The 22666-nt window shown below is 39.1% G+C and carries 19 protein-coding genes and 1 pseudogene; 11 read left to right on the top strand and 9 right to left on the bottom strand.

Annotated elements, in window-relative coordinates:
- Positions 1-19 precede the first annotated feature (19 nt).
- From ACGF49_RS13160 to ACGF49_RS13150, 3 genes are all read right to left on the bottom strand, one after another.
- On the bottom strand, positions 20-1240 hold the full coding sequence (locus tag ACGF49_RS13160; protein ID WP_113041845.1) for an RNA-binding domain-containing protein: 1221 nt from the start codon (positions 1238-1240) through the stop codon (positions 20-22).
- 26 nt (positions 1241-1266) lie between these two features.
- Positions 1267-3924, bottom strand: a complete 2658-nt coding sequence (locus ACGF49_RS13155) for a TrlF family AAA-like ATPase (RefSeq protein ID WP_191214807.1) — start codon at positions 3922-3924, stop codon at positions 1267-1269.
- A 68-nt stretch (positions 3925-3992) separates the two neighbouring features.
- Entirely contained in the window at positions 3993-4232 is a 240-nt protein-coding gene (locus ACGF49_RS13150; RefSeq protein ID WP_041381254.1) for a hypothetical protein, read from the bottom strand.
- 1064 nt (positions 4233-5296) lie between these two features.
- Between ACGF49_RS13150 and ACGF49_RS13145 the strand changes: the two genes are divergently transcribed.
- The 5 genes and pseudogenes from ACGF49_RS13145 to ACGF49_RS13125 all read left to right on the top strand — a co-directional run bounded on the left by ACGF49_RS13145 (position 5297) and on the right by ACGF49_RS13125 (position 7061).
- Positions 5297-5644: a hypothetical protein gene (locus ACGF49_RS13145; protein WP_240002826.1), complete on the top strand. Its 348-nt coding sequence runs from the start codon at positions 5297-5299 to the stop codon at positions 5642-5644.
- 76 nt (positions 5645-5720) lie between these two features.
- Complete coding sequence (locus ACGF49_RS13140) at positions 5721-6125, top strand: DUF1240 domain-containing protein (protein ID WP_240002824.1); 405 nt, start codon at positions 5721-5723, stop codon at positions 6123-6125.
- Positions 6126-6251: 126 nt separating this feature from the next.
- Complete coding sequence (locus ACGF49_RS13135; RefSeq protein WP_065388823.1) at positions 6252-6533, top strand: helix-turn-helix domain-containing protein; 282 nt, start codon at positions 6252-6254, stop codon at positions 6531-6533.
- A 116-nt stretch (positions 6534-6649) separates the two neighbouring features.
- Positions 6650-6898 (top strand): annotated as a pseudogene (locus ACGF49_RS13130) (HipA domain-containing protein); the annotation flags it as partial.
- Positions 6882-7061, top strand: a complete 180-nt coding sequence (locus tag ACGF49_RS13125; RefSeq protein ID WP_125026265.1) for a hypothetical protein — start codon at positions 6882-6884, stop codon at positions 7059-7061. The pseudogene ACGF49_RS13130 and the gene ACGF49_RS13125, both read left to right, overlap by 17 nt.
- On the opposite strand, the gene ACGF49_RS13120 is transcribed toward ACGF49_RS13125, so the two are convergent.
- From ACGF49_RS13120 to fdhE, 4 genes are all read right to left on the bottom strand, one after another.
- Positions 7038-8687, bottom strand: a complete 1650-nt coding sequence (locus ACGF49_RS13120) for an LTA synthase family protein (RefSeq protein WP_228902831.1) — start codon at positions 8685-8687, stop codon at positions 7038-7040. The two genes, ACGF49_RS13125 and ACGF49_RS13120, sit on opposite strands and share 24 nt — an antisense overlap.
- A 119-nt stretch (positions 8688-8806) precedes the next feature.
- Positions 8807-10666, bottom strand: a complete 1860-nt coding sequence (selB, locus tag ACGF49_RS13115) for a selenocysteine-specific translation elongation factor (protein WP_387491342.1) — start codon at positions 10664-10666, stop codon at positions 8807-8809.
- A gap of 33 nt (positions 10667-10699) precedes the next feature.
- Positions 10700-12091, bottom strand: a complete 1392-nt coding sequence (gene selA / locus ACGF49_RS13110) for an L-seryl-tRNA(Sec) selenium transferase (protein WP_113041842.1) — start codon at positions 12089-12091, stop codon at positions 10700-10702.
- Between the two features lie 21 nt (positions 12092-12112).
- On the bottom strand, positions 12113-13042 hold the full coding sequence (gene fdhE / locus ACGF49_RS13105) for a formate dehydrogenase accessory protein FdhE (RefSeq protein ID WP_262978563.1): 930 nt from the start codon (positions 13040-13042) through the stop codon (positions 12113-12115).
- Positions 13043-13552: 510 nt separating this feature from the next.
- Here fdhE and ACGF49_RS13100 point away from each other — a divergent pair.
- The 6 genes from ACGF49_RS13100 to ACGF49_RS13075 all read left to right on the top strand — a co-directional run bounded on the left by ACGF49_RS13100 (position 13553) and on the right by ACGF49_RS13075 (position 20708).
- Positions 13553-13690, top strand: coding sequence for a hypothetical protein (locus ACGF49_RS13100; RefSeq protein ID WP_158536526.1), 138 nt, complete (start codon positions 13553-13555; stop codon positions 13688-13690).
- Positions 13684-14637, top strand: a complete 954-nt coding sequence (locus ACGF49_RS13095; RefSeq protein ID WP_113041840.1) for a methyltransferase — start codon at positions 13684-13686, stop codon at positions 14635-14637. The genes ACGF49_RS13100 and ACGF49_RS13095 overlap by 7 nt, the downstream gene beginning before the upstream one ends.
- Positions 14638-15370: 733 nt before the next feature.
- Entirely contained in the window at positions 15371-16324 is a 954-nt protein-coding gene (locus ACGF49_RS13090) for a methyltransferase (protein ID WP_113041839.1), read from the top strand.
- A 559-nt stretch (positions 16325-16883) separates the two neighbouring features.
- Positions 16884-17837 (top strand): methyltransferase, encoded by a 954-nt coding sequence (locus ACGF49_RS13085; protein ID WP_387491335.1) that lies wholly within the window; start codon positions 16884-16886, stop codon positions 17835-17837.
- Positions 17838-17931: 94 nt separating this feature from the next.
- Positions 17932-18885 (top strand): methyltransferase, encoded by a 954-nt coding sequence (locus ACGF49_RS13080; protein WP_113041837.1) that lies wholly within the window; start codon positions 17932-17934, stop codon positions 18883-18885.
- A gap of 788 nt (positions 18886-19673) precedes the next feature.
- Complete coding sequence (locus ACGF49_RS13075) at positions 19674-20708, top strand: methyltransferase (protein WP_315901991.1); 1035 nt, start codon at positions 19674-19676, stop codon at positions 20706-20708.
- A 380-nt stretch (positions 20709-21088) separates the two neighbouring features.
- Here the strand turns inward: ACGF49_RS13075 and fdoI are convergent, their stop codons facing one another.
- Positions 21089-21730 carry a formate dehydrogenase cytochrome b556 subunit gene (gene fdoI / locus ACGF49_RS13070; protein ID WP_113041834.1) on the bottom strand — a complete coding sequence of 214 codons (642 nt, stop codon included), beginning with the start codon at positions 21728-21730 and terminating at the stop codon, positions 21089-21091.
- The gene (gene fdxH, locus ACGF49_RS13065) at positions 21727-22656 is read right to left on the bottom strand and encodes a formate dehydrogenase subunit beta (RefSeq protein WP_262977977.1); all 930 of its coding nucleotides are present in this window, start codon (positions 22654-22656) and stop codon (positions 21727-21729) included. The genes fdoI and fdxH overlap by 4 nt, the downstream gene beginning before the upstream one ends.
- Positions 22657-22666: the final 10 nt, after the last annotated feature.

The following is a 22666-nucleotide window of genomic DNA, read 5'->3' as shown; positions in this document are numbered from 1 at the left end:
CCAACAGCCACAACATCTGTTACCGGAACAAGATTGTTTTTAAATGATCGTCTGTCAAATCAAACTCAGGATCTTTACCTGTTAACGCTTTCGTTAGTGGCATAATTTTGGTCCTCACACCCATTCCTCGGTAATCGACATAGCCATAATCACGTAATACTTCCATAACAATGATATTTCTGGGTGAACGCTGTCCTGCTTTCATTTTTTCTACCGTCATGGAGTTTGGTAAAGAGCCTGGGCTAATGACTTCAAGCCGGTCAGAATAACTAGATACCTCAATTTCAACAAAACGTGTCCAATCGCGGTGCGCCAGCGCATTGACCAATGCTTCTCTAACGGCCTCAAGTGGATAAAACCACCGTGTCTCTCGCCTTAACTCTTCATTCACCTGATCAGACTCTTGAGAAATAAAGGGACTCATAGCCTCCATGAATCTTTCAATAACGCCACCATCGACTAGCCGTTTATCACCATTTTCAAGATCCCAGCGCCCGACCATTGGGCCATCAATGATGTCATCCAATGCAGCTTGGTATTCCTTATCTTCACCATGAAATACCATGACCCGTAAACCCGCTTGTTTGAGATAGCGTCTCGGGCTTTTACCAAATAACACCAAGCCAGCTATTGTGCAGCAAACATTGCCTGCGGCTTCGGTTAAAAAACCCAGTCCAAGTAGCCTTGCTTGCCATTCATCAGGCGTTTTAGGTACATCGGGATCTCGTAAGATATCCTTTACATAATTGGTTAGGCGAGCGTCATCCAAACAACTCATATCTGTACGAGGCACAGGCATTACTTCGGTATGCAGTATTCCACCCAATTCAAACAATCGTATCTGCTGCTCTCTAGTTGCTAGCCTCGATGTTGTCCCAATACGAATATAGATTTCCTCTTTTCCGCTATGGCGAACGATGTAGGGCTTCGAAATGCCGATGGGAAAGCTAACGACAGCAACCAGTTTGCCATCATCCAATTTCACTTCTTCGTAAAACGGCAGCATCATCGGATGAATTTTGCCCTGAAAGACATTCATAACCCACTCTTCAAGATCATGCCTTTGCACGCCACTAATAGTGCCGTCATCTTCCACACCTAGCAGTACCCGTCCCCCTTGAAAGTTGGCCATGGCAACAACTTCTTTGGCTAACTGCTCAGGACGTATATCATCTCGCTTAAACTCCACACCTGAATTTTCGCCATTGGCAATAATTTCCAACAATTCTGTTTTTAACATCGTTCTCTCCCAAGGAAGTAAAGCATTTAGTTAAAGCCGTACTTTTCACGGCGTTGATTAAACGCACTCTTACCACCTTCCAATATATCTGCCGCTAGTTTTTGCACTTTTGGCATATCGATCGCACCCTGCTGTTCTGGTAGGATCAACCCTTTGTTATCTTCCACACTCAGCACACCAATCCATTCCGCATCACCAAATACCGGAATATTGGCGTTGTGGGTTGCGAACAAGAACTGTCGGCTCAGCTTGGCTCTGCGCAGCTCAGCAACTATACGCTCAGCGATAAAGGCGTTATCAAGGTTATCCTCCGGCTGATCAAGGATAAGCGGATCTTGGTTGTCCAATAGCAATAGGTGTAAAATCGCCGTACATTGTTGGCCGGTCGATAGTTCCCCAATTGGGCGGAAAACGGCCTCCCGTTCACCGTGAGTTATATTCAGCTCAATCGCTATTGTATCGGGAAGCAGCAACTCTTCTAGCTCAAGCAGTTTACGCTCAGGCAAACGGCTTAACGCTCGTACAACGGAATTAGATATACCGAAATTAGAGGTTAATTCAGCCTCACCTTGGCGAATAGTGGCAGCAAGATTAGCTGGTGTGAACTCACCCTCTAAAACCCACGCTAGTCTTGCCTGCCCAACACCTTCCAAATTGCAATCACTCAGGAAATTCACTAATTCTTGGCGGTTACCTTTAGAATTCAGGCTAAGGCGTACCTTTTGATCCAACTTGCGAGTGAGCCGTTTAACCGATTTCTGCATGGTGCTAGCACGTGTACTGGTCTGCTGATCTAACTCAAGCAATAGTTTCTTCCGCTGACTATAGAGCTCGTTGAGTTGGGTTTGTCGGTTTTGCAAGGCAGTTTCTTTTGGGCGAATCTGTTCAATTTGCTTTAGTAAGGTTTGATATTCAGCACCAATCTGCCGACCCGTTTTACCCTGACTTGTAGGTATGTCTTTAAACGCATTTTCAAGTTGTTCTTCTTCCGCTCGCAACCTTTCCGACAGTTGTTGCTGTAGAGGAAGTAAATCACTCAAGGCTTTACTGGAGAGCTCCTCAACCTGGATTAAACATTGAGTTAAAGAATTCTTTAACATTTCCAAAACTTGACGCTTTTGTTTTAAAAGATCTAAGTGTGGCAATCCTTCTAAGCTGGCATCGCTTAAAAATACCGTATCTGGCAAACTGTCTTTTAAGATGTTGATAGCTTCTTTCACTTGAGTAATTTCTTCATTAACTCTTCCACTCAGTTGTTTTTCCTTTTCCAGCTTTGGAATCACTTTCAACTTTTCATCAATACCCAGCGCTTGGAATTGTTTAGCCTGATCCAATAACTTGGGTAAGCGCTCAACTTCTGCCTCAACATCTGCTTTTTGGCTAAGCGCACGAATAATGGTTTCACGATTATCCTTAAGGCTCATTAGCACTTTGACTATGGCCTTCTCAAACTGTTCGTGCTCACTTTCCAAGAATCGTTTAATAAGTAGGTTTCGGCTTTGCTCATCCCGAGTCATTTCATAAATTTCATTCTGACCGTACAGCTCAACGCCAGGCAGTAAATCTTCGGGGTGATAAGGTGAAATTCTGCCGTTTTCATTCACCACTGGCTGGTTTCCATATTTGCGGCTCACCGTAAATATGCGGCCATGCATGGTTGCAGAGCGAACACTTACTTCAACCATACCTTTTTCGATACCTAAGTTATTTTTTACAATAGCGTCATGCTGAGCTTTCGATGCTTTACCAAAAGGTTCTAAACCAAAAGCATAGCGAATACACTCCAGCAGGGTTGATTTGCCCGTACCTCTACCACCAATCACCGCGTTTAAGTGATCTGATAATTCAATATCCATACCATCAAGATAGCCACCGACAAAACGAATACGTTCGATAGCTGACGCATAGTTTTCCGGTTTGTCTGAATTTAGCCGCACTCTGGAGCCAGCATCTAAAAAAGCTTGCTTGAAAGAAGTGAAACAGGGCTTGGTCATTTTAATTAAACAAGAAGCGCCATCAGCTTTAATAGCTTCAGGCTTCGCCACATCAGCGGCATTGATGGCAGCCATTTCCCGTTCGCGGCGATAGTTATCATCCTTATTCAGGAAAACTTTACGATAAAAGTCGCTCTCTACACCCTTTAAGTCCTCAATTGAACCTGGGATCTGAGCAGCCAACAGCCCATTATGTTGCCAAATATGATTCATCCGCCGCTTTAACACGCCATCATCATTGGTACAGTGGGCCGCGAAAATGAAACCACCCTGAGCGTTTACGTAATTAATAATATCCGTAGCAGATTTCTGCACTGGGGCTTCCGGCTGGTTTATATCCACACCCAATGCCCCCAAATGCATTTTTATCTGATCAGCTGACTCTGATTCATCAAACAAGCAAACGAAGTGAATTTTCTCACTAGAGGCAACTTCGAAGCCGGGAAACACCACGATTCCATATTGTGCAAAGAGATCTCTGATCTTTTCAAAACCATTCACCGACCCATGATCAGCTAGGCCAATGACTTTAATTTCCATCTCTAGCGCAGCATTTAACAATTGCTGGTTATAGTCATCTTCAGAAAGCGCCTGTTGCTGCCCCCGATATTTTATGTAGCCTGAAGAATTTACCTGCAATGCACACTTGAAAAAGCGTGCTTTAGCGTACTTATTGGTCTGAATAGTCATACTTATACTCCACTTATACAGGCATATTCATCGTTCAGGCTTTGGTAATTTACATCGACAAAATTGTCTTAAAGCAGATCCGTATTAAGTCCTGCGGTTTTCAAACGCTGCGTCAAATTGCGCATTTTACTAAACTCAGTGCCAAAACTTTGGGTAAGCCCAACACCTTCACAAAAGTCTTTAGCTGTAATGTTCTTCAGCTCATCGGCATACTTAATCATTTGTAGATGCAGCTCAGCCGTGTACTGATTGCGTGGCGCATTCGCTAAAACCTGCTTGATCCTTTCGTAAATATCTTGTTCGTTTATCATAACCTTTACCATCGAACATCTAGCTAATTTAGCTAAATTAGCTAATTTATATGCGTACTGCAAGAAAGACTGTAGTTGCGTTGGTAAACGTTCTAGACTATTTGCAAATAGAATGAATATCTGTGCATGTTGATCGCAAGTATTCATCTGATAACAGTTGGATAATGCGGTTGCCTCAGGAAGATTTTTGCCAAACGCAATTGCAGCCACCTATCATCTTATCGAACAGATTAAAACAGAGTGTCAATCCTCAACAGGGAAACTTGATCCAGTTCCCAACAATTCAGAAAAATTAAAGAAAAAATAGCTAAGTCCGATAAAATATGAAATAAAATTTCAATAAGCTATATACCCAATGGATTTCAAGATGGATCGCGACGGCAAGGGAGCGAATCCCCGGGAGCATAGATAACGATGTGACCGGGGTGAGTGAGTGCAGCCAACAAAGAGGCAACTTGAAAGATGACGGGTATATAATATAGATGGAGTTACAAGATGAAGTATGACCCACGGTTAAAAACATTTGTTGATAATGATTACAGATTAGAAGATCATCTTGATTTTAAGAAGCAAATAGAAGAGCAAAAATATAACCGTATGCTATTGGAATTGGAACATCAATTTAAACTAAACCAAGAAGTTATTGCTTTATTGACAAAAGATGAAGCTATAGATTATATGAAAACACTAGATCATAATTTCTATAATTCATGGAAAAATAATATTAAAACCTTTTATTCATATGTTGATCCAGCTTCATCATTTTCTGGTAATATCCATGATTCTTTTGGGGTGGCAAGAATAGTAAATGATTTAAGAAGTTTCTGTGTGGAAGCAACAGAGTATTTTGGTAAGGATGGAAGAAGATATATAAAGTTATCAGGTTACCCTAGTGTAAGAAACTATTTAAACGCTACAAGATATCTGGCTAATAATCCACGTATATACCCGTCATCTTTCAAGTTGCCTCTTTGTTGGCTGCACTCACTCACCCCGGTCACATAGTTATCTATGCTCCCGGGGATTCGTTCCCTTGCCGTCGCGATGCATCTTGAAATCCATTGGGTATAGTGTCTTTTGGGGTAGGTACGCTAGGTATTGAAGCTGGAATTGCCCAAGGCGCTAGATTCGGTATAGTATTCTCAGCCGCATATAGACTAGTTGAGTTAATATTTAAAGATGAATATGGATTGGTTGATTTATTCGTTAATTTAACAATTGATGGTGCAAAATTAGCTATCTCAATAGGTATTGCTACGGCTACTAATACTCTAATCGTTTCTCCAATTTTAGCTTTAGGGGGAAGTCTTATGCTTGTAGCTCTTGGCGTTTTTGCGATTGGGTTTTTAACTTCTCTTGCTTTATATTGGTTAGATGACCACTTTAAAATTAGTGAAACGATAATATAAAATATAAAAAATAAAAAAACAAATCCGACACCATATCATCCGGATCAGTTTTTTAATATGTGGGGTAGGTTTAGTCGTGGATAATATAAATGAAAATAAAGCCAAATTATATTCTGGAATTTTATTACTTCTTTTTATGGCAGTGTTATCTATATTTTTTTCATTGAATAATTATATCGATTTTTTTAAGCATGATAGTGTTATTACATTCTCATGGAAAAGCGCGGGAGCTATTTGGTTTAGTCCTGTGTTGATTTATATTTCTTTTATTTTATATAGAATATCATTGGGTAAGGTGAAACGTCTTAATAGTAAAATTGGGGATTATATTTCATGTGTATCGATAATTGGATTTATTCTTACTTTATTTGTATCTTTTTATGTTGATGATGAATTGAAATCTGAGGGATATTTAATCTGTAGTAAATCATCATGGATGGCACCAAATAAGTATGTTAAGGATATTTCACTTTGTCACTAATAATATGTTTTTATTTACCGGTTATAACAGGTAAAACTATATTTACCGGCTGTAGCGTGTAAAAATTGATTTACCTGTCATAGCGTGTAACAATGAGGTTAACTTTTCAAATTGGTTGATCTCAATATGAAAGTGACTAACTCGAAACAACTTAGCGTATATTTAAAAGATATCAGGCTTACTCAAAAACTTTCTCAGGGCAAAGTGGCAAGCAAAGTGGGTATTCGGCAGGACACGGTATCAAGCTTTGAGCTACACCCAGATTCTACCAAGCTGGAGACCTTCTTTAAGATTATGTCGGCGTTGAATTTAGAACTCGATATCCGGCCAAGAAACGTTACTAAGATAAATTCGTCAGTGGAAGATGATTGCACAACGTCGGACCCGGTGTGGAAAGAGGAGTGGTAATGGCAGCACTGGATGTCTACATGAACGGTTATCGGGTTGGAGTATTTATTCACCAAAGCCAATCAAGAGGATTGAATATAAGCCCTTATCCGAGGTGGAACTAGAGAAAGTGCTAACCTTCGGCGAAAAAGTGTGAGAGTCATGGTGGCCCTGGGATTCCCGAGATCATGTCCTGCCTCTTGGGTTCGGTTAAAGCCGAGACTGACCGTTATGAATTTATGAAGATCCAAGTATTGTTTTGGCTGTTGGCTGCCACAGACGGCCATGCAAAAAACTTTTCACTGTTTATTGAGGCTGAGGGCCATTATCGGCTAACGCCTTTTTATCTACAGCAAGTGCCATATAAATATGGCACCTACTCACATTATGGGTATATATACCCTATGGATTTCGAGATGCATCGCGACGGCAAGGGAGCGAATCCCCGGGAGCATAGGTAACTATGTGACCGGGGTGAGTGAGTGCAGCCAACAAAGAGGCAGCTTGAAAGATAACGGGTATAACTTACTTTTTACCTGCAACGTCTAGTTGCTGATAAATATAGTGTTTATAACTTTCCACCAGCGCTTTATCCTGACAATCATCCAACGCTCCCCGGCAGAGATGACGCATTGTCATATTCGCGCGATAAAAAGGTGAAGCATCCAGTTTAGCTCTCTCCATAATCATGCTACCGAGGAATGAAATATCCGTCAGTTCATCAGTCTGAATAGATGCTCCCTGGTGCAAGTTATCCCGCATAGTAAATTGGGTGATATGACCCGGATTTGAAAATACGCCATTGTACTGATTTAGGCTGATATTGGGTTGATGATCACCAAAGTAGAGGAACATGGTTGGCTTTTCCCGTTTAGCAACAAACTCACTGAAATCTTTGATTGCCGGATCAGAAGCTTTGATTTTCTCCATGTAGTGACTGAACTTACCCACTGCCTGTGAATTTTTTACATGTCCGGCAAGCCCGTAATCATCAGCATGATCTTCATCATATGGGCCGTGTTCATACATAGTCAGTGAGAAAATAAAGAGCGGCTTATTCGTTTCCTGTGCCAAAATTTCTTTCACATAGCCCAACATCTCTTGGGTAGAGATAGTCCACAGATTTTTATCGAGACTGGCGGGATATCCCAATTCCTGTGGCTGAATAATGCGATCAACGCCGAGAGTCTGATAGGCATGACCGGAATGATAAGAAGATTTATTAAATGGCGTCAAAACAACCGTGTAATAGCCATTCTGTTTCATTTCACGGAACAAGCTGTATTTCAGGTGATCAACAATAAAATAAAAAACCGCATTTTTACGTGAGCCAAAATCATCTGTATTTAAGCCCGTCAGAGCAGAAAATTCAGATAACCAGGTACCACCACCGAAAGTTTGCACCCGCATTGGACTTTGTGCGCTGACACCCAAATCCCGCTGAAACATATAAAGATTAGGTAAGCGGGTATCATCAGGCAGTTGATAGATATGCGGAGTCACGGTGGATTCCTGTAATAACATCACCACGTCAGGTTTAATCGCTGACTGCGGTACAGGCAGAACAATATTCCTAGCCTGTTGTAGAAAATAATCGGATGATTGCCCAAACTGAGGCGCATGATATTTGGCATCTTTAGCCGACATCACCATATTGGTGACTGTACCACGTCCTTTTGGTAGTGAAGATTCCCACTGCGCTCTGAATGCATTGGCAGTAGCGCTCACTTCCCATGTACAGAACGCCGCCAGAACCAAGCCGACAGTACGCCATTTGAATCCACGGAGGGGAGATGATTTTTTCCAACTCAGCGTCATGTTAAAAATCAACCAGATAAACATAGCGACAACGCCTAAACCGGCCAGCCAATAGTGGCGTAATGTTTCCTGATTGGCAGGATCAAACATCAAGTTTAGATCGGAGAACATCAACTGTTCTTTGTAGTAATGCACTTTTATCTGATTGAGGAACTTAAAGATAATAAACAGTGTTCCGGTAAAGGCCGTAGAAAACAGTAACCGGGCTGACACAAAAAACACGAGGCCAAATATCACACCAAACACGCCGACAGCGATCAGTGCCGGGTAAATATCTTCACTTTTTTCAAAAACCAGTATTAAAGTTGCAATAAACAATAATCCCAGATAAACACCCGATATTATCTTCTTTTTCATATCGTATTGAATCCAATTAATAGATGGTCCACGGTTGGCAAAATAACACAGATCAGTTGAATCGATGAAACAAGACGGTGATTTTGCCGAAATCATCTATATTTTAAATAAAAAAATCATCAGAATAGCTCATTATCTCTGAGAATATGCGACTCAGCCCAACGACGAGTAAAACCACTGCGATCAAAAAATTCCAATATCTGAATAGCCAATTTACGACCGATACCGAGTTGATCACGAAAATCCGCAGCGGTAATTGCACCATAATCTTGATTAAATTGGCGAATTAGCTCCGCGAATTGTTGAATTCGTTGGCTACAATAATAACGATCAGGAACAATCGCGATAATATGCCCCAATTGAGCGGATTTTTTCAACAAATTGCGGACTGTTGCCTCTTCTTCTTTTAAATCAGCAGCCAGGTCGCGTACCCACCACGGATCATCTGTGAAATAGGGGGCTATTCGTTGCCATAATTTTGCCTGTTCATCACTAAAAGACAAACCGTGTTTAGGAAGATATAACCAACCTCGTAATTGCTTTAGCTGTCCATCACTGAGCAATGCATCTATCAAAGTGTAAACTAGCGCTTCATCCAGCGTTGGCAGCGCCATCCGTTTCAGACGTGCTCTGCCTAAACCCAGTTGATCGACATGTTGCTGGTGATATTCAGCCAAAACTTGTAGTAATTTCTGCTTTGCTAATCTGGCATTGTTCTGTGATAACACCATACCATTGGCAATAATCACATCCTTATCAATGAGTAGCTGGTGGAGAGTTGCTTCCGTTAACTGACGTGCCCAAGAAAAGTGGTTGAGAGAAAGTGCACCTCGTGGCAAATGGAGCGCTAAATTAGCTGCATGATCTGATGTTTTGGCAAGCCGAGTGAGCCAATGCAAAAATTCTGGCTGGCGCTTACCACGACGGGGGGAATTTAGATTTATCACTCGCGCACCAGCAACTGTTTTTTTGGCACTGATATCTCGCAATATCAGCCGGTCATTCTCAACCAACCACAATGGGCTATCAAGCGTCAATTCAGCCAGCAGAGGCTTATCAGAAAGTTGATTTAGTAATGAAATTCGCCCCGTTATATGGCTGGCAGCATGATGAATATGAATTGGTTGCCAGTTTCGCAAAGGTTCATCAGTTTCTACTTCCACCAATACCTTTTCTACATGCTCAAAGGGTTTGTGGGAAAGTAGCCAATCACCACGGGAAACCTGTTCTTTACTCACATCACCAGTAATATTCAGTGCAATACGTTGCCCGGCTTGAGCCGTATCGGCCTGTTGATTCTGAGCATGCAAGCCACGTACTCTGACTTGCTGATCCCGGCCGGTTAGCCAGAGGGTATCTCCCACCCTGACCCGGCCGGCCAATGCTGTTCCCGTTACGACCAGACCCGCTCCTTTTACACTGAAAGCGCGATCTATCGCTAGACGAAAACGCTGATGTAATTTTTCATGCTGCTTATTTTGCTGATGCAACTGCAACAGATGCTGCCTCAAAGGGACAATACTTTCTTCATCCGCCGCAGCCGTTACAAACAGAGGGAACTCGCTCCAACCCTGCATTGCCAGTTGATGTTCAATTTGTTGGCGGACTTCAACTATTCGTTGCGATTCCACTCGATCTGCTTTAGTGAGCGCAACGGTCATGGCCGGGCGGCCAATCAAACTCAGAATAGCTAAATGTTCTCTCGTTTGAGCCATTACCCCATCGTCACAGGCAACCACTAATAAAACATGATCAATACCTCCGATCCCTGCCAACATATTAGCGAGGAATTTCTCATGTCCGGGCACATCGATAAAACCAACCGAAGAGTCATCCGGTTGCGGCCAATAGGCATAACCTAAATCGATGGTCATCCCACGCTTTTTCTCTTCCGGTAAATGGGCTGTATTAACGCCGGTAATCGCTTGAATAAGTGTGGTTTTACCATGATCAACATGGCCCGCGGTGGCAAAAATCATAATAGTTTCAGAAAATTATTGTATTTCAGAAAATTACAGCAATAGTGCCTGCAATAGTGCTTTTTCATCTTCAAGACAGCGTAAATCCAGCCATAAACGTCCGCCAGAGATACGACCAAGAACGGGTTTCGCTAATCCACGCCAGCACCGGGCCAACCGCTCTAACGAGCTCCCCTGACCATCAACGGCAGCGAAAGTCAAAGCCCAACTCGGCAGACGATCAACCGGCAGTGAACCACTGCCAATCTGTGAATAACAGGGTTCATCACGAACAATAAATTGGTCACCGTAATGTGCTTGAAGCTGAGGTAATAGCTGTTGTGCCATATCATGCATTTGTTGTTGTGAACGGGTTAACAGACGTAACGTTGGCAACTGTTGGCAAAGCTGTTCGGGGCGCTGATATAACCGCAATGTGGCTTCCAAAGCGGCCAGCGTCATCTTATCTGCCCGCAAAGCACGTTTCAGCGGATGACGCTGGATTGCTTCTATCCAGCGCTTTTTGCCGAGAATAATGCCAGCTTGTGGTCCCCCCAGTAATTTATCACCAGAGAAAGTGACCAAATCGATGCCCTGATTCAGATAATCTTGAGGCATAGGTTCGGCTGGCAAGCCATATTGCGCCATATTGATCATGGAACCGCTACCCAGATCAATTGCAGTAGGAATTTGCGAGGCTATTCCCAGAGCGGCCAATTCACGGCCAGACACTTCCGTGGTAAAACCTTCAATATTGTAGTTACTGGCATGCACTTTCATGAGGAGAGCGGTCTCTTCATTAATCGCCTGCCGATAATCTTGCAGGTGAGTGCGGTTTGTTGTGCCGACTTCAACTAATCGGCATCCTGCCTGAACCATCACATCAGGAATACGGAATGCGCCACCAATTTCCACTAGTTCGCCACGAGAAACCACAACTTGCTTACCGGATGCTACGGTTGCCAGCAATAACAACACCGCCGCTGCATTGTTATTAACAATACAGGCATCTTCCGCCCCGGTTAATTCGCACAGTAAATCCGCCAAAGCATGGTCACGGTGTCCACGTCCGGCGTCATTGAGGGAATATTCCAACGTTACAGGTGAACGCATCACTTGTGTTACCGCTTCAATCGCTGATTCTGCCATTAATGCTCGGCCAAGATTGGTATGAATCACCGTACCACTAAGATTAAACACCGGCTTTAAAGCCAAAACTTGTTTCTGTTCCAGTTGCTGACCAAGTGCCAAGGCCCAGTTATCACACCAATCAGGCAGTACCTGATACTGCTTGATATTGATTCTGGCCTGCTCCTGCATTCCTCTTAATGTGGCAGTGACCAACGTCTGTCCATATTGTTCCACGAATGGGGCTATCTGTGGCTCATGCAATAGACGATCAATGGCGGGGAGCTGGCTGTACAATGGGTATGGTTTATGTGTCATGGCAATTCCGTCAATTCATTGTTACTCATTTGGGAACAAAAACGGGTTGATGCTACTGCGGGCAAAACCTTCCTCTTCCATTTTGGCATCGAGGATCAGTGAAGCTAGATCATCAGCAACAGCTTCAACTTTCGGATCTTTCTCCTGATAGAGAATTTTCAAATAACTACCACAATCGCCGCAACTTTCCGCTTTCACAGCGGCATGTTCACTATCCAGTGACCAATAATTAAGATCGCGTGTTTGTTCGCAGTTACTGCATTTTACCCGTACCACATGCCATTCACTTTCACACAAACTACAATGCAGATAACGCAACCCGTTGGTTGTGCCGATATGAACGACACTAGAGACCGGCATACTATTGCAAACCGGGCAAAACTGACGATGTTCACCATATTCTGCCCTCGCTTTTCCTGGGATTTGATTTGCCATTTGTGCCCAATAGAGGGAAAGTGCCGCCCAGATAAAAAGTGCTTTTTCAGGGCTGATTTTACTGAATTCATTTTTCAGCAGAGCATCGGCCATCTGTTCCAGCTCCTGTTCTGGCGCTTTTTCTAGATTATCCAGAGCGGCATTAACATGTTCCGACGCATCTGGCAGTAATTCTGCTATCAGAGAGTGAAGTAATTTTTGCCAGTGTTCAGTACGTTGGAAGGTTTTGCAATCCAGAGGCGGTTTACCTTCAATGACAGATTTTTCTAAGATATCTGCTATCTCCATTTTCAATGGATTATCATGCAACGCTTTTTGCTGAGCTTGGGCAACTTGTGCTGAAAAGTTAAGATAATCAACGAATGGACTCTCTTTTGCCAATTGTTGCAGGCGTTCTGCTCGACGCTGATAAAGATTTCTCAGATTAGCAAAAAGCAATGGTGGGATATAATCTGCTGTTTTTTCATTGATGCGATCTTTGCTCAGCTGTTCTTGAGGAACGATGTGGATACTCATTAAGTTCTATCTTCCTGCTGTGGGGCTTTTAGATTGATAATAATCTTAAGCTTGTTTTTAGCGTTCAGCATAGATCAAAAGTGGTTTCTGGGCTACAGAGATAATACTTGAAATTATGTGGTCGGTAATAATCAATATATTCATGAAATGGTTATCAATCTTTTTATAATCATTCATTCTTTGTGTGAGTTTTCTGAAAGAAAAATATTATTAAGGCATATCTTTTAATTTAATCTTAAAAACCCCTAAAAAGAGTTAATTGTGATTTTTAACATTTCTTTCTATCATATTTTATATAGTCTGAGAGTTAATTACTTACGGCTAAAAACATATAATTAAAGTGAGTAAGCAATTGTCAAAAATGAATCAAATTTTCATTATCTCATAAGGAAAAGATAGCAAAGTTAATAATTACATTTGGGGATAAAAGTGTTTCAACTATATACCCTATGGATTTCAAGATGGATCGCGACGGCAAGGGAGTGAATCCCTGGGAGCATAGATAATTATGTGACCGGGGTGAGCGAGTGCAGCCAACAAAGAGGCAACTTGAAAGATGACGGATATATATGGTTAGTTATAGTGGTACTATCTATGTTCTATATAATAACCTCATTTAAAAATACAGAAAGGGTAATTCAATGCTAATCGATCTCATTACATCATATAGAAAAACCGCTGCAATCTATACTTTTGTTGATGCTGGTTTATCTATTCACTTTAAAAATGGAGACTATGTAGATATTAACAAACTTGCCAGTCAATATGGTATTGATTATTCAAGACTTAATCGGCTATGTGATTTCTTAATTGAAATAGGAGTATTGGTTAGCAGCAACCAAGGGGTTGCACTTTCTGAGGAATGCAGTGCACTTGCTGATCCTAATAGCGTAGAATTCTTAACAGTAAAATATGAAATCAATTCAGAACATTGGGATTCTTGGTTAATGTATCCAAAATCCTTACTGGAAAACAATGGTAAATCGGCATTTGAAATGGTGCATGGAAAATCATTCTTTGAGCATTTGGATAGTAATAAGGGATTAAAATCAGATTTTGATGCTTTAATGTCAAAATACACAAATAAAATAATTAAAGAATTGCTTGTTATTTATGATTTTAATAAACATAACAGAATATTAGATCTGGGGGGTGGAGACGGAGAGCTTTTGATCAGAATCAGTGAACAGGTCAAAGGAAAAGATTACGCTGTATTGGACAGATATAATGAAGTGCCTATTTCAGAAGGTATAAATTTCATAAGCGGAGATTTTTTTAAGCCAATTCCGACAGGTTATGATTTATATATTTTAAAAAATGTTCTCCATAACTGGCCTGATAATGATGCTATATCCATTTTGAAGAATTGCCGAGAAGCGATGGATAATAACACAACCCTCTTGATAATAACCTTAATGAAAAAACCACAATCCTTGGTAGTTAAATCTGTGGATATATTAATGGATATGCTATTTTCAGCGAAACAACGTTATTTGTCTGAATTCGAAGATATAGCTAGCCAAGCGGGACTTGTCATTCGATCTTATGAAGATTTAGATGAAATATTTTCATTTATAGAATTAGGGGTAAAATAAATTATTAGGGGTTTAGGATTATTTCCAAAGATGATTATATTTATAATCGATCATTGTGAAATATATATATATAATGTGGCATCAAGATATTTGATGCCACATTTTATTTTATGTTAATAATTAAATGTATATACCCTATGGATTTCAAGATGCATCGCGGCGGCAAAGGAGCGAATCCCCGGGAGCATAGATAACGATGTGACCGGGGTGAGTGAGTGCAGCCAACAAAGAGGCAGCTTGAAAGATGACGGGTATAAGTATTAAAATAGAAAGCAAACTTACTCTCTGACAATAAAAACGATTAATAACTATATTAAACAATTCTATTTTATATTGGAAGTTTCTGAGAAGAGTTAATTGTGATCTTTGTCATTTATTTTTGTCGAATTTAATATAGTCTGATAGTTAACAATTCTGTTTAAAAATGCATTATTAAAGTAAGTTAAACAATGGGCAAATAAGGAGAGTGGAATTTTTATTATCTCACGATGAAAAGGTAACAAAGATAATAATCACATATTAGTTATCGAAATATCCAATTATTCATTATGGTATTTAATGTATTTTAGATAAAACACTTACTCTATTTATACCCTATGGATTTCAAGATGGATCGCGACGGCAAGGGAGTGAATCCCCGGGAGCATAGGTAACTATGTGACCGAGTGCAGCCAACAAAGAGGCAGCTTGAAAGATGACGGGTATATAAGATAAAGACATAAAGGATAACTCAATGCTAGCCGAACTTATTACATCGTATAGAAAATCAGCCGCAATCTACGCTTTTGTTGATACCGGTTTATCTATTCACTTTAGAAATGGAGCTTATGTAGATATAGACGAACTTTCCCGTCAATGTGGTATTGATTATTCACGACTTGATCGATTATGTGATTTTTTAATTGAAATTGGGGTATTGGTTAACCACGGCCATAAAGTTAGCCTTTCTGAGGAATGTAGTGCACTTGCCGATCCTGAAAGTATGGAGTCATTAATTGTAAAATGGGAGTTGAGTCCAGATTGCTGGAGCGCTTGGTCAATGTATCCAAGATCTTTACTTGAAAATGATGGAAAACCGGCATTTGAAATAGAGCATGGAAAATCATTCTTTGAATATTTAGCTAGTAATAAATTACTCAAATCAAATTTTGATTCTTCAATGTCAAAAATCTCAGATAAAATCATTGAAAAGCTACTTGATATTTATGATTTTAGCCAGTACGACAGAATATTAGATGTTGGAGGAGGAGAAGGAAATCTTTTGGTTAAAATGGGCGAAAAGATAAAAGGAAAACATTACGCTGTATTAGATAGATATGATGAAATTCCTGTTTTGGAAAATATAGATTTTATAAATGGAGATTTTCTAAAGTCAATTCCATCAGGTTATGATTTATATCTTTTAAAGAATATTATTCACGATTGGCCTGATAAGAATGCAATACTCATTTTAGAAAATTGCCGTAAGGCAATGGATAATGGTTCAACTGTTTTATTGATAAGTTATACGAAGAAACCACAATCTAAAATGGTGATATATTTGGATATATTAATGGATGTACTATTTTCAGGAAAAGAGCGTTATTTGACGGAATTAGAGCATTTGGTTAACCAGGCAGGATTGGTTATTAAAGATGTTAAAGATATCGATGAATTATCTTCAATTATCCAGCTAGGGGTAAAATAATTTAAATATAATTGTATGGATATTGTTTCTCTGAAAAAATATATAATAAGTATGTCGTGCAAATATTTGATGACATACTTTTTTATATCAATAAAATATATGGATATTAAAGTGGAAAGAAAGTTCATTCGTGGAAATGAAAATAATTTAGATAGCATAAATAAATATATTAAGTTAAATTATTTTATTTGATTTTTAAAACCCCTTAAAAGAGTTAATTGTAATCTTCATCATTTCTTTTTATCATGTTTAATATAGCCCGATAATTAACAATTTTAACCCCAAAAATACATAACCAAAGTCAGTTAACCAATTGGATAATAAGGAGAATGATATCTTCATTTATATTACCAAGAAAAGATAGCAAAGTTAATGAACTCATTCTAGTTATCAGAATACCTAATAAATTATCATGGTATTTTCTGAATTTTAGATAAAAAATTCACTTTTTTATACTCTATGGATTTCAAGATGCATCGCGACGGTAAGGGAGTACAGCCAACAAAGAGGCAACTTGAAAGATGATGGGTATATAAGATAAAGATATAAAGGACAACTAATGCTAGCCGAACTTATTACATCATATAGAAAATCAATTGCCATCTATACTTTTGTGGATACAGGTTTGTCTGTTCACTTTAAAAATGGCACTTATATGGATATCAACGAACTTGCCAGCCAATATGGTATTGATTATTCTCGACTTAATCGATTATGTGATTTCTTAATTGAAATCGGGGTATTGGTTAGCAGCAATGATAGAGTTGCACTTTCTGAGGAATGTAGTGTGCTTGCCGATCCTGAGAGTATGGAATCATTAATTGCAAAGTGGGAATTTAACTCAGATCTCTGGAACGCTTGGTTAATGTACCCAAAATCCTTACTTGAAAATAATGGTAAATCGGCATTTGAAATAGCGAATGGAAAACCATTCTTTGAGCATTTGGATAGTAATAAATTGCTCAAATCAAAATTTGATTCCTTAATGTCAAAAGATTCAGATAAAATGATTGAAAAATTATTTTATATTTATGATTTTAGTCAACACGATAAAATATTAGATGTTGGCGGAGGCGAAGGGAATCTTCTGATAAGAATGAGTGAAAAGATAAAAGAAAAACATTACGCTGTATTGGACAGATATAATGTACTTCCTGATTACGAAAACATAGATTTTATAGATGGAGATTTTTTTAGATCAATTCCGGCAGGTTACGATTTATATATTCTAAAGAATGTTATTCATGATTGGCCTGATAATGATGCAATACTCATTTTAGAAAATTGCCGAAAGGCAATGGGTAATAATGCAACTATTTTATTAATAACTTTAATGAAAAAGCCACAGTCTAAAACAATTAAATATTTTGATATATTAATGGATGTATCATCTTTAGGGAAAGAGCGTGACTTAACGGAATTCGAATATTTGGCTAATCAAGTAGGGCTTGTCATTCAAGATGTTAAAGATATCGACGAATCATATTCAATTATCCAACTAGGTGTAAAATAAATTATAGATAGAGGCAACTTGAAAGATAACGGATATAACGGATATAACGGATATAACGGATATAACGGATATAAAGGATATAAAGGATAACGCTATGCTAATCGATCTTATTACATCATGTAGAAAATCAACCGCAATTTATGCTTTTGTTGATATGGGTTTATCTGTTCACTTTAAAGATGGGGCCTGCGTAAATATCAGCGAACTTTCCTGTCAATATGGTCTTGATCATTCTCGCTTTAGCCGGTTATGTGAATATTTAATCAAAATAGGGGTATTGGTTAGCCGCAATGAGGGAGTTGCACTTTCTGAGGAATGCAGTGCACTTGCCGATCCTGAAAGTATGGAATCATTGATGATAAGGTGCGAAGTTAGCCCAGAATACTGGAACGCTTGGTCAATGTATTCAAAATCCTTATATGAGAATAATAACAAAACGGCATTTGAAATAGCGCATGGAAAACCATTCTTTGAATATTTGGATAATCATGAATTGTTCAGATCAAATTTTGATTCTTTTATGTCAAAAAACTCGGACAAAATAATAGAGAAAATACTTGATGTTTATGATTTTAGTCAACATAGCAGAATATTAGATGTTGGAGGAGGAGAAGGAAAGCTTTTAGTAAGAATAAATGAAAAAATAAAAGGAAAACATTACGCTGTATTGGACAGATATAATGAAATTCCTGTTTTAGAAGATATTGAATTTATAAACGGAGATTTTTTTAAATCAGTTCCATCTGGTTATGATTTATATATTTTAAAGAATATTATCCATAATTGGTCTGATAATAACGCAATACTGATTTTAGAGAATTGCCGAAAAGCTGTGGATGATAATGCAACTGTTTTGTTAATAGGTATGGTGAGAAAATTAAAATTAGAAATAATTGACTCTACGGATATATTAATGGATGTACTATTATTAGGAAAAGAGCGTTATTTGAATGAATTAGAGGATTTGGCTCACCAAGCAGGGTTTGTCGTTAAAGATATCAAAGATATAAATGAAAAATATTCAATTATAGAGCTAGGTGTAAAATAAATTACAGATATACCCAATGGATTTCAAGATGTATCGCGACGGCAAGGGAGTGAATCCCCGGGAGCATAGGTAACTATGTGACCGGGGTGAGCGAGTGCAGCCAACAAAGAGGCAACTTGAAAGATGACGGGTATAATTATGGAACTCCACAAGAAATAGTTATATGGATATTGTGTCTCTGAAAGCAGGTATAACAAGTATGGCATCAAAATATCTGATGCCATATTTTTATCTTATCTTATTGAATTAAACTTAGTGCCTATCCCAATAGCCCTATTGGGATAGGCAGTTAATTAACAATGGGTAGGATATGACTACCTTTCATTGATGATCTTTGAAGAGGAACTCATTGACGTTTTTCTCCTGTTGCTGAAATAATACGTTTAAAAAATACCTTATAATTTTTCAGGTTTTATAATTATTTATTTCTTCTATAAATGAATGTAAATAGTAATATATATACTGCGTGATTTTTTTATATTTAATTATCAAGAATTCTGAGAAGAGCTAATTGTGATCTTTGTCATTTCTTTTTATCCAATTTAATATAATCTGGTAGCTTGCTTTTAACAATACGAAAGCAAAGTGAATTGTATCTTTACATGAAAAGGTAACAAAGTTAATAATTACATTTTGTTTTAAATAGGTTGTTGCGATATCCAATTTATCATCATGCTATTTCTTGGATTTTGGATAAAATACTTAATTTTTTCATAATATATACCCTATGGATTTCAAGATGCATCGCGACGGCAAAGGAACGAATCCCCGGGAGCATAGATAACTATGTGACCGGGGTGAGTGAGTGCAGCCAACAAAGAGGCAATTTGAAAGATGACGGGTATACAGATATAAAGGATGGCTTAATGCTAACTGAACTGATTGCATCAAATAGAAGATCAGCTGCAATTCATGCTTTTGTTGATACCGGATTATCTACTCACTTTAAAGATGGAGTTTATGTCGATATAAGCGAGCTTTCCCGTAAATCTGGTGTTAATTATGCTCGGTTTAGTCGATTATGTGATTTCTTAGTTGAAATGGGAGTATTGGTTAGTAACGATAATAAATTCAGGCTTTCTGATGAGTGTCATGTTTTTGCCGATCCTGAAAGTTTTGAGTCATTCATGATAAAGCTTGAAATTTGCTCATATTACAGTAACGCTTGGTTAATGTATGGAAAATCCCTATTTGAAGATGATGGCAAATCGGCATTTGAAATGGCACATGGCAAGCCATTCTTTGAATATCTGGATGGTAACAAATTTCTCAAATCAAATTTTGATGCTTTAATGACAAGAGTCTCAAATTTAATCGTTGGGAAGTTACTTGGTATTTATGATTTTAATCAGCACAATAGAATATTAGATGTTGGAGGGGGAGAAGGGGAACTTTTAGCAAGAATCAGTGAAAAGGTAAAAGGAAAATATTACGCTGTGTTGGATAGATATAATGAACTTCCCGTTTCTGACAATATAGATTTTATCAATGGAGATTTTCTAAAGTCAGTTCCATCGGGTTATGATTTGTATATTTTAAAAAATATTCTCCATAATTGGTCCGATAGTGACTCAATACTCATTTTGGAGAATTTCCGCAAAGCAATGGATAAAAATTCATCTCTGTTATTGATAAATATGGTGAAAGAGCCAGAATTTTCTAGATCTTTCGATATATTAATGGATGTGTTATTTTCAGGGAAAGAACGTAGTTTTACTGAATTCGAATATCTGGCTAACCAAGCTGGATTTGTCGTTCAAGAGACTAAAGTTATAGATCAATCATATTCACCATATTCATTTATCAAACTACGGATAAAATAAATTGTAGGAACTACAGATTATTCCCAAAGATGATTATATGATATTGTGTTTTTGAGTCGTGAATATATAAAATAAAGCATCAAAATTTTTTGATGCTTTTTTATATTAAAGAAATATATAGATTAAAATAGAAAGTGAATTTAATTTAAAGATTTATGATAAAAGAATAAATTAAATAAAAATATTAAACCTATACCCTATGGATTTCAAGATGCATCGCGACGGCAAGGGAGTGAATCCCCAGGAACATAGATAACTATGTTCCTGGGGTGAGCGAGTGCAGCCAACAAAGAGGCAACTTGAAAGATGACGGGTATAATACTTAATCAACAATAAGCAGGATATGATTATCCTGCTTTGATGATTATATTCGAAACGCATTAACGTTTCTCTTCTTGTTGTTCTTGTTTCATTACTTCACGATACCAACGTGGGTGATGTTTCTTCGCCCATCCACGGGTTACCCAACCTTCAACCATTGCTCGAAGAGTTCCTTTCACCCAGAATGCCGCATAAGCGTGAATCATAATCGTCAAGATTAAACCAATAGCTGACATTGAATGAATGAGAAGCGCAATTCGAATTATCGGAATAGAGAAGAGATCAGCAAAATAGGGGCGCCAAATAATAACACCACTGACAGCGAGTAATATCAGGAAAATACTGATAGACCAATAAACCCCTTTTTGACCTAAGTTATATTGACCAATATCACCTGCTTCCTCATTTTTTACAATCTTATGGATGTTTTTTAGCCATATAATGTCATCTTTGTCGATAAAGTTATGTTTAAAATATCTGAAAAACATAAAGATAAATAAAATAAACATCGCTGAACCGACAAATGGATGCAAAATCCGTGACAATTGCGGCGTACCGAAGATATTCATCAGCCAGTTAAAAGAGGGGAAAAAGAATCCTAATCCACTAATGGCGGTAAATAGAAAACAGAGCACCACCGCCCAGTGGTTTACTCGCTCAACCGGTGAGTGACGGATAATAATATCTTTCCTGCCTTTCATCGCGGCTCCTCCCCATTGGCTGACTTCTGTGAAGGCTCGGTATCACGACGCGCATTTTCCTCGTCTTCTTCCGTTACCCGGTTTGGTCCAATTCCCACATAATGGAAGAGGCTGGCAGCGAATGTGGCAGCAAATCCCACCGCGGCCAGCGGTTTCCAGATACCTTTCCAGAAGGTGATGGTCGGGCTGATCGCGGGATTGTCCGGTAGGCCATGATATAGCTGTGGCTTGTTAGCATGGTGAAGTACATACATCACATGGGTACCCCCAACACCATCAGGATCGTACAGACCCGCATTCTCATAACCACGGCCTTTCAACTCACTCACCCGTTCAGCCGCCAAATCCTTCATGGCTTTTTTACTGCCAAAATGGATTGCGCCAGTCGGACAGGTTTTCACACAGGCAGGCTCTTGGCCGACATTCACGCGGTCAACACACAGAGTGCACTTATATACCCGGTTATCTTCTTTGTTGATCCGTGGCACATTGAACGGACAACCCGCGATACAGTAGCCACAGCCGATACAGTGTTCAGACTGGAAATCAACAATCCCATTTGCATACTGGATAATCGCCCCTTCGGCTGGACAAGCTTTCAAGCAACCCGGATCAGCACAGTGCATACAACCATCTTTACGAATCAGCCATTCCAGTTTGCCGTTCTCTTCAACTTCTGAGAAGCGCATCACGGTCCATGATTTAGCGGTTAAATCCGCCGGGTTATCATAAACACCAACGTTATAACCGATCTCGTCACGAATATCGTTCCACTCAGAACAGGCCACCTGACAAGCTTTACAACCGATACATGTTGTTACATCAATCAGTTTTGCAACGCCCTCTTGGTCATCCCGCACCCGTGGTGCAGGAGTAAAAGAATTTGTGGCAGAGCGACGAATGATGTCTTGAGTTTGCAATGACATGATTTCTCCC

Source organism: Photorhabdus sp. RM96S (genome assembly GCF_042879335.1).
GTDB lineage: Bacteria > Pseudomonadota > Gammaproteobacteria > Enterobacterales > Enterobacteriaceae > Photorhabdus > Photorhabdus kayaii.
Note: the sequence above shows the minus strand (reverse complement) of the source record. Positions and strands in the feature narration are given on the sequence as shown.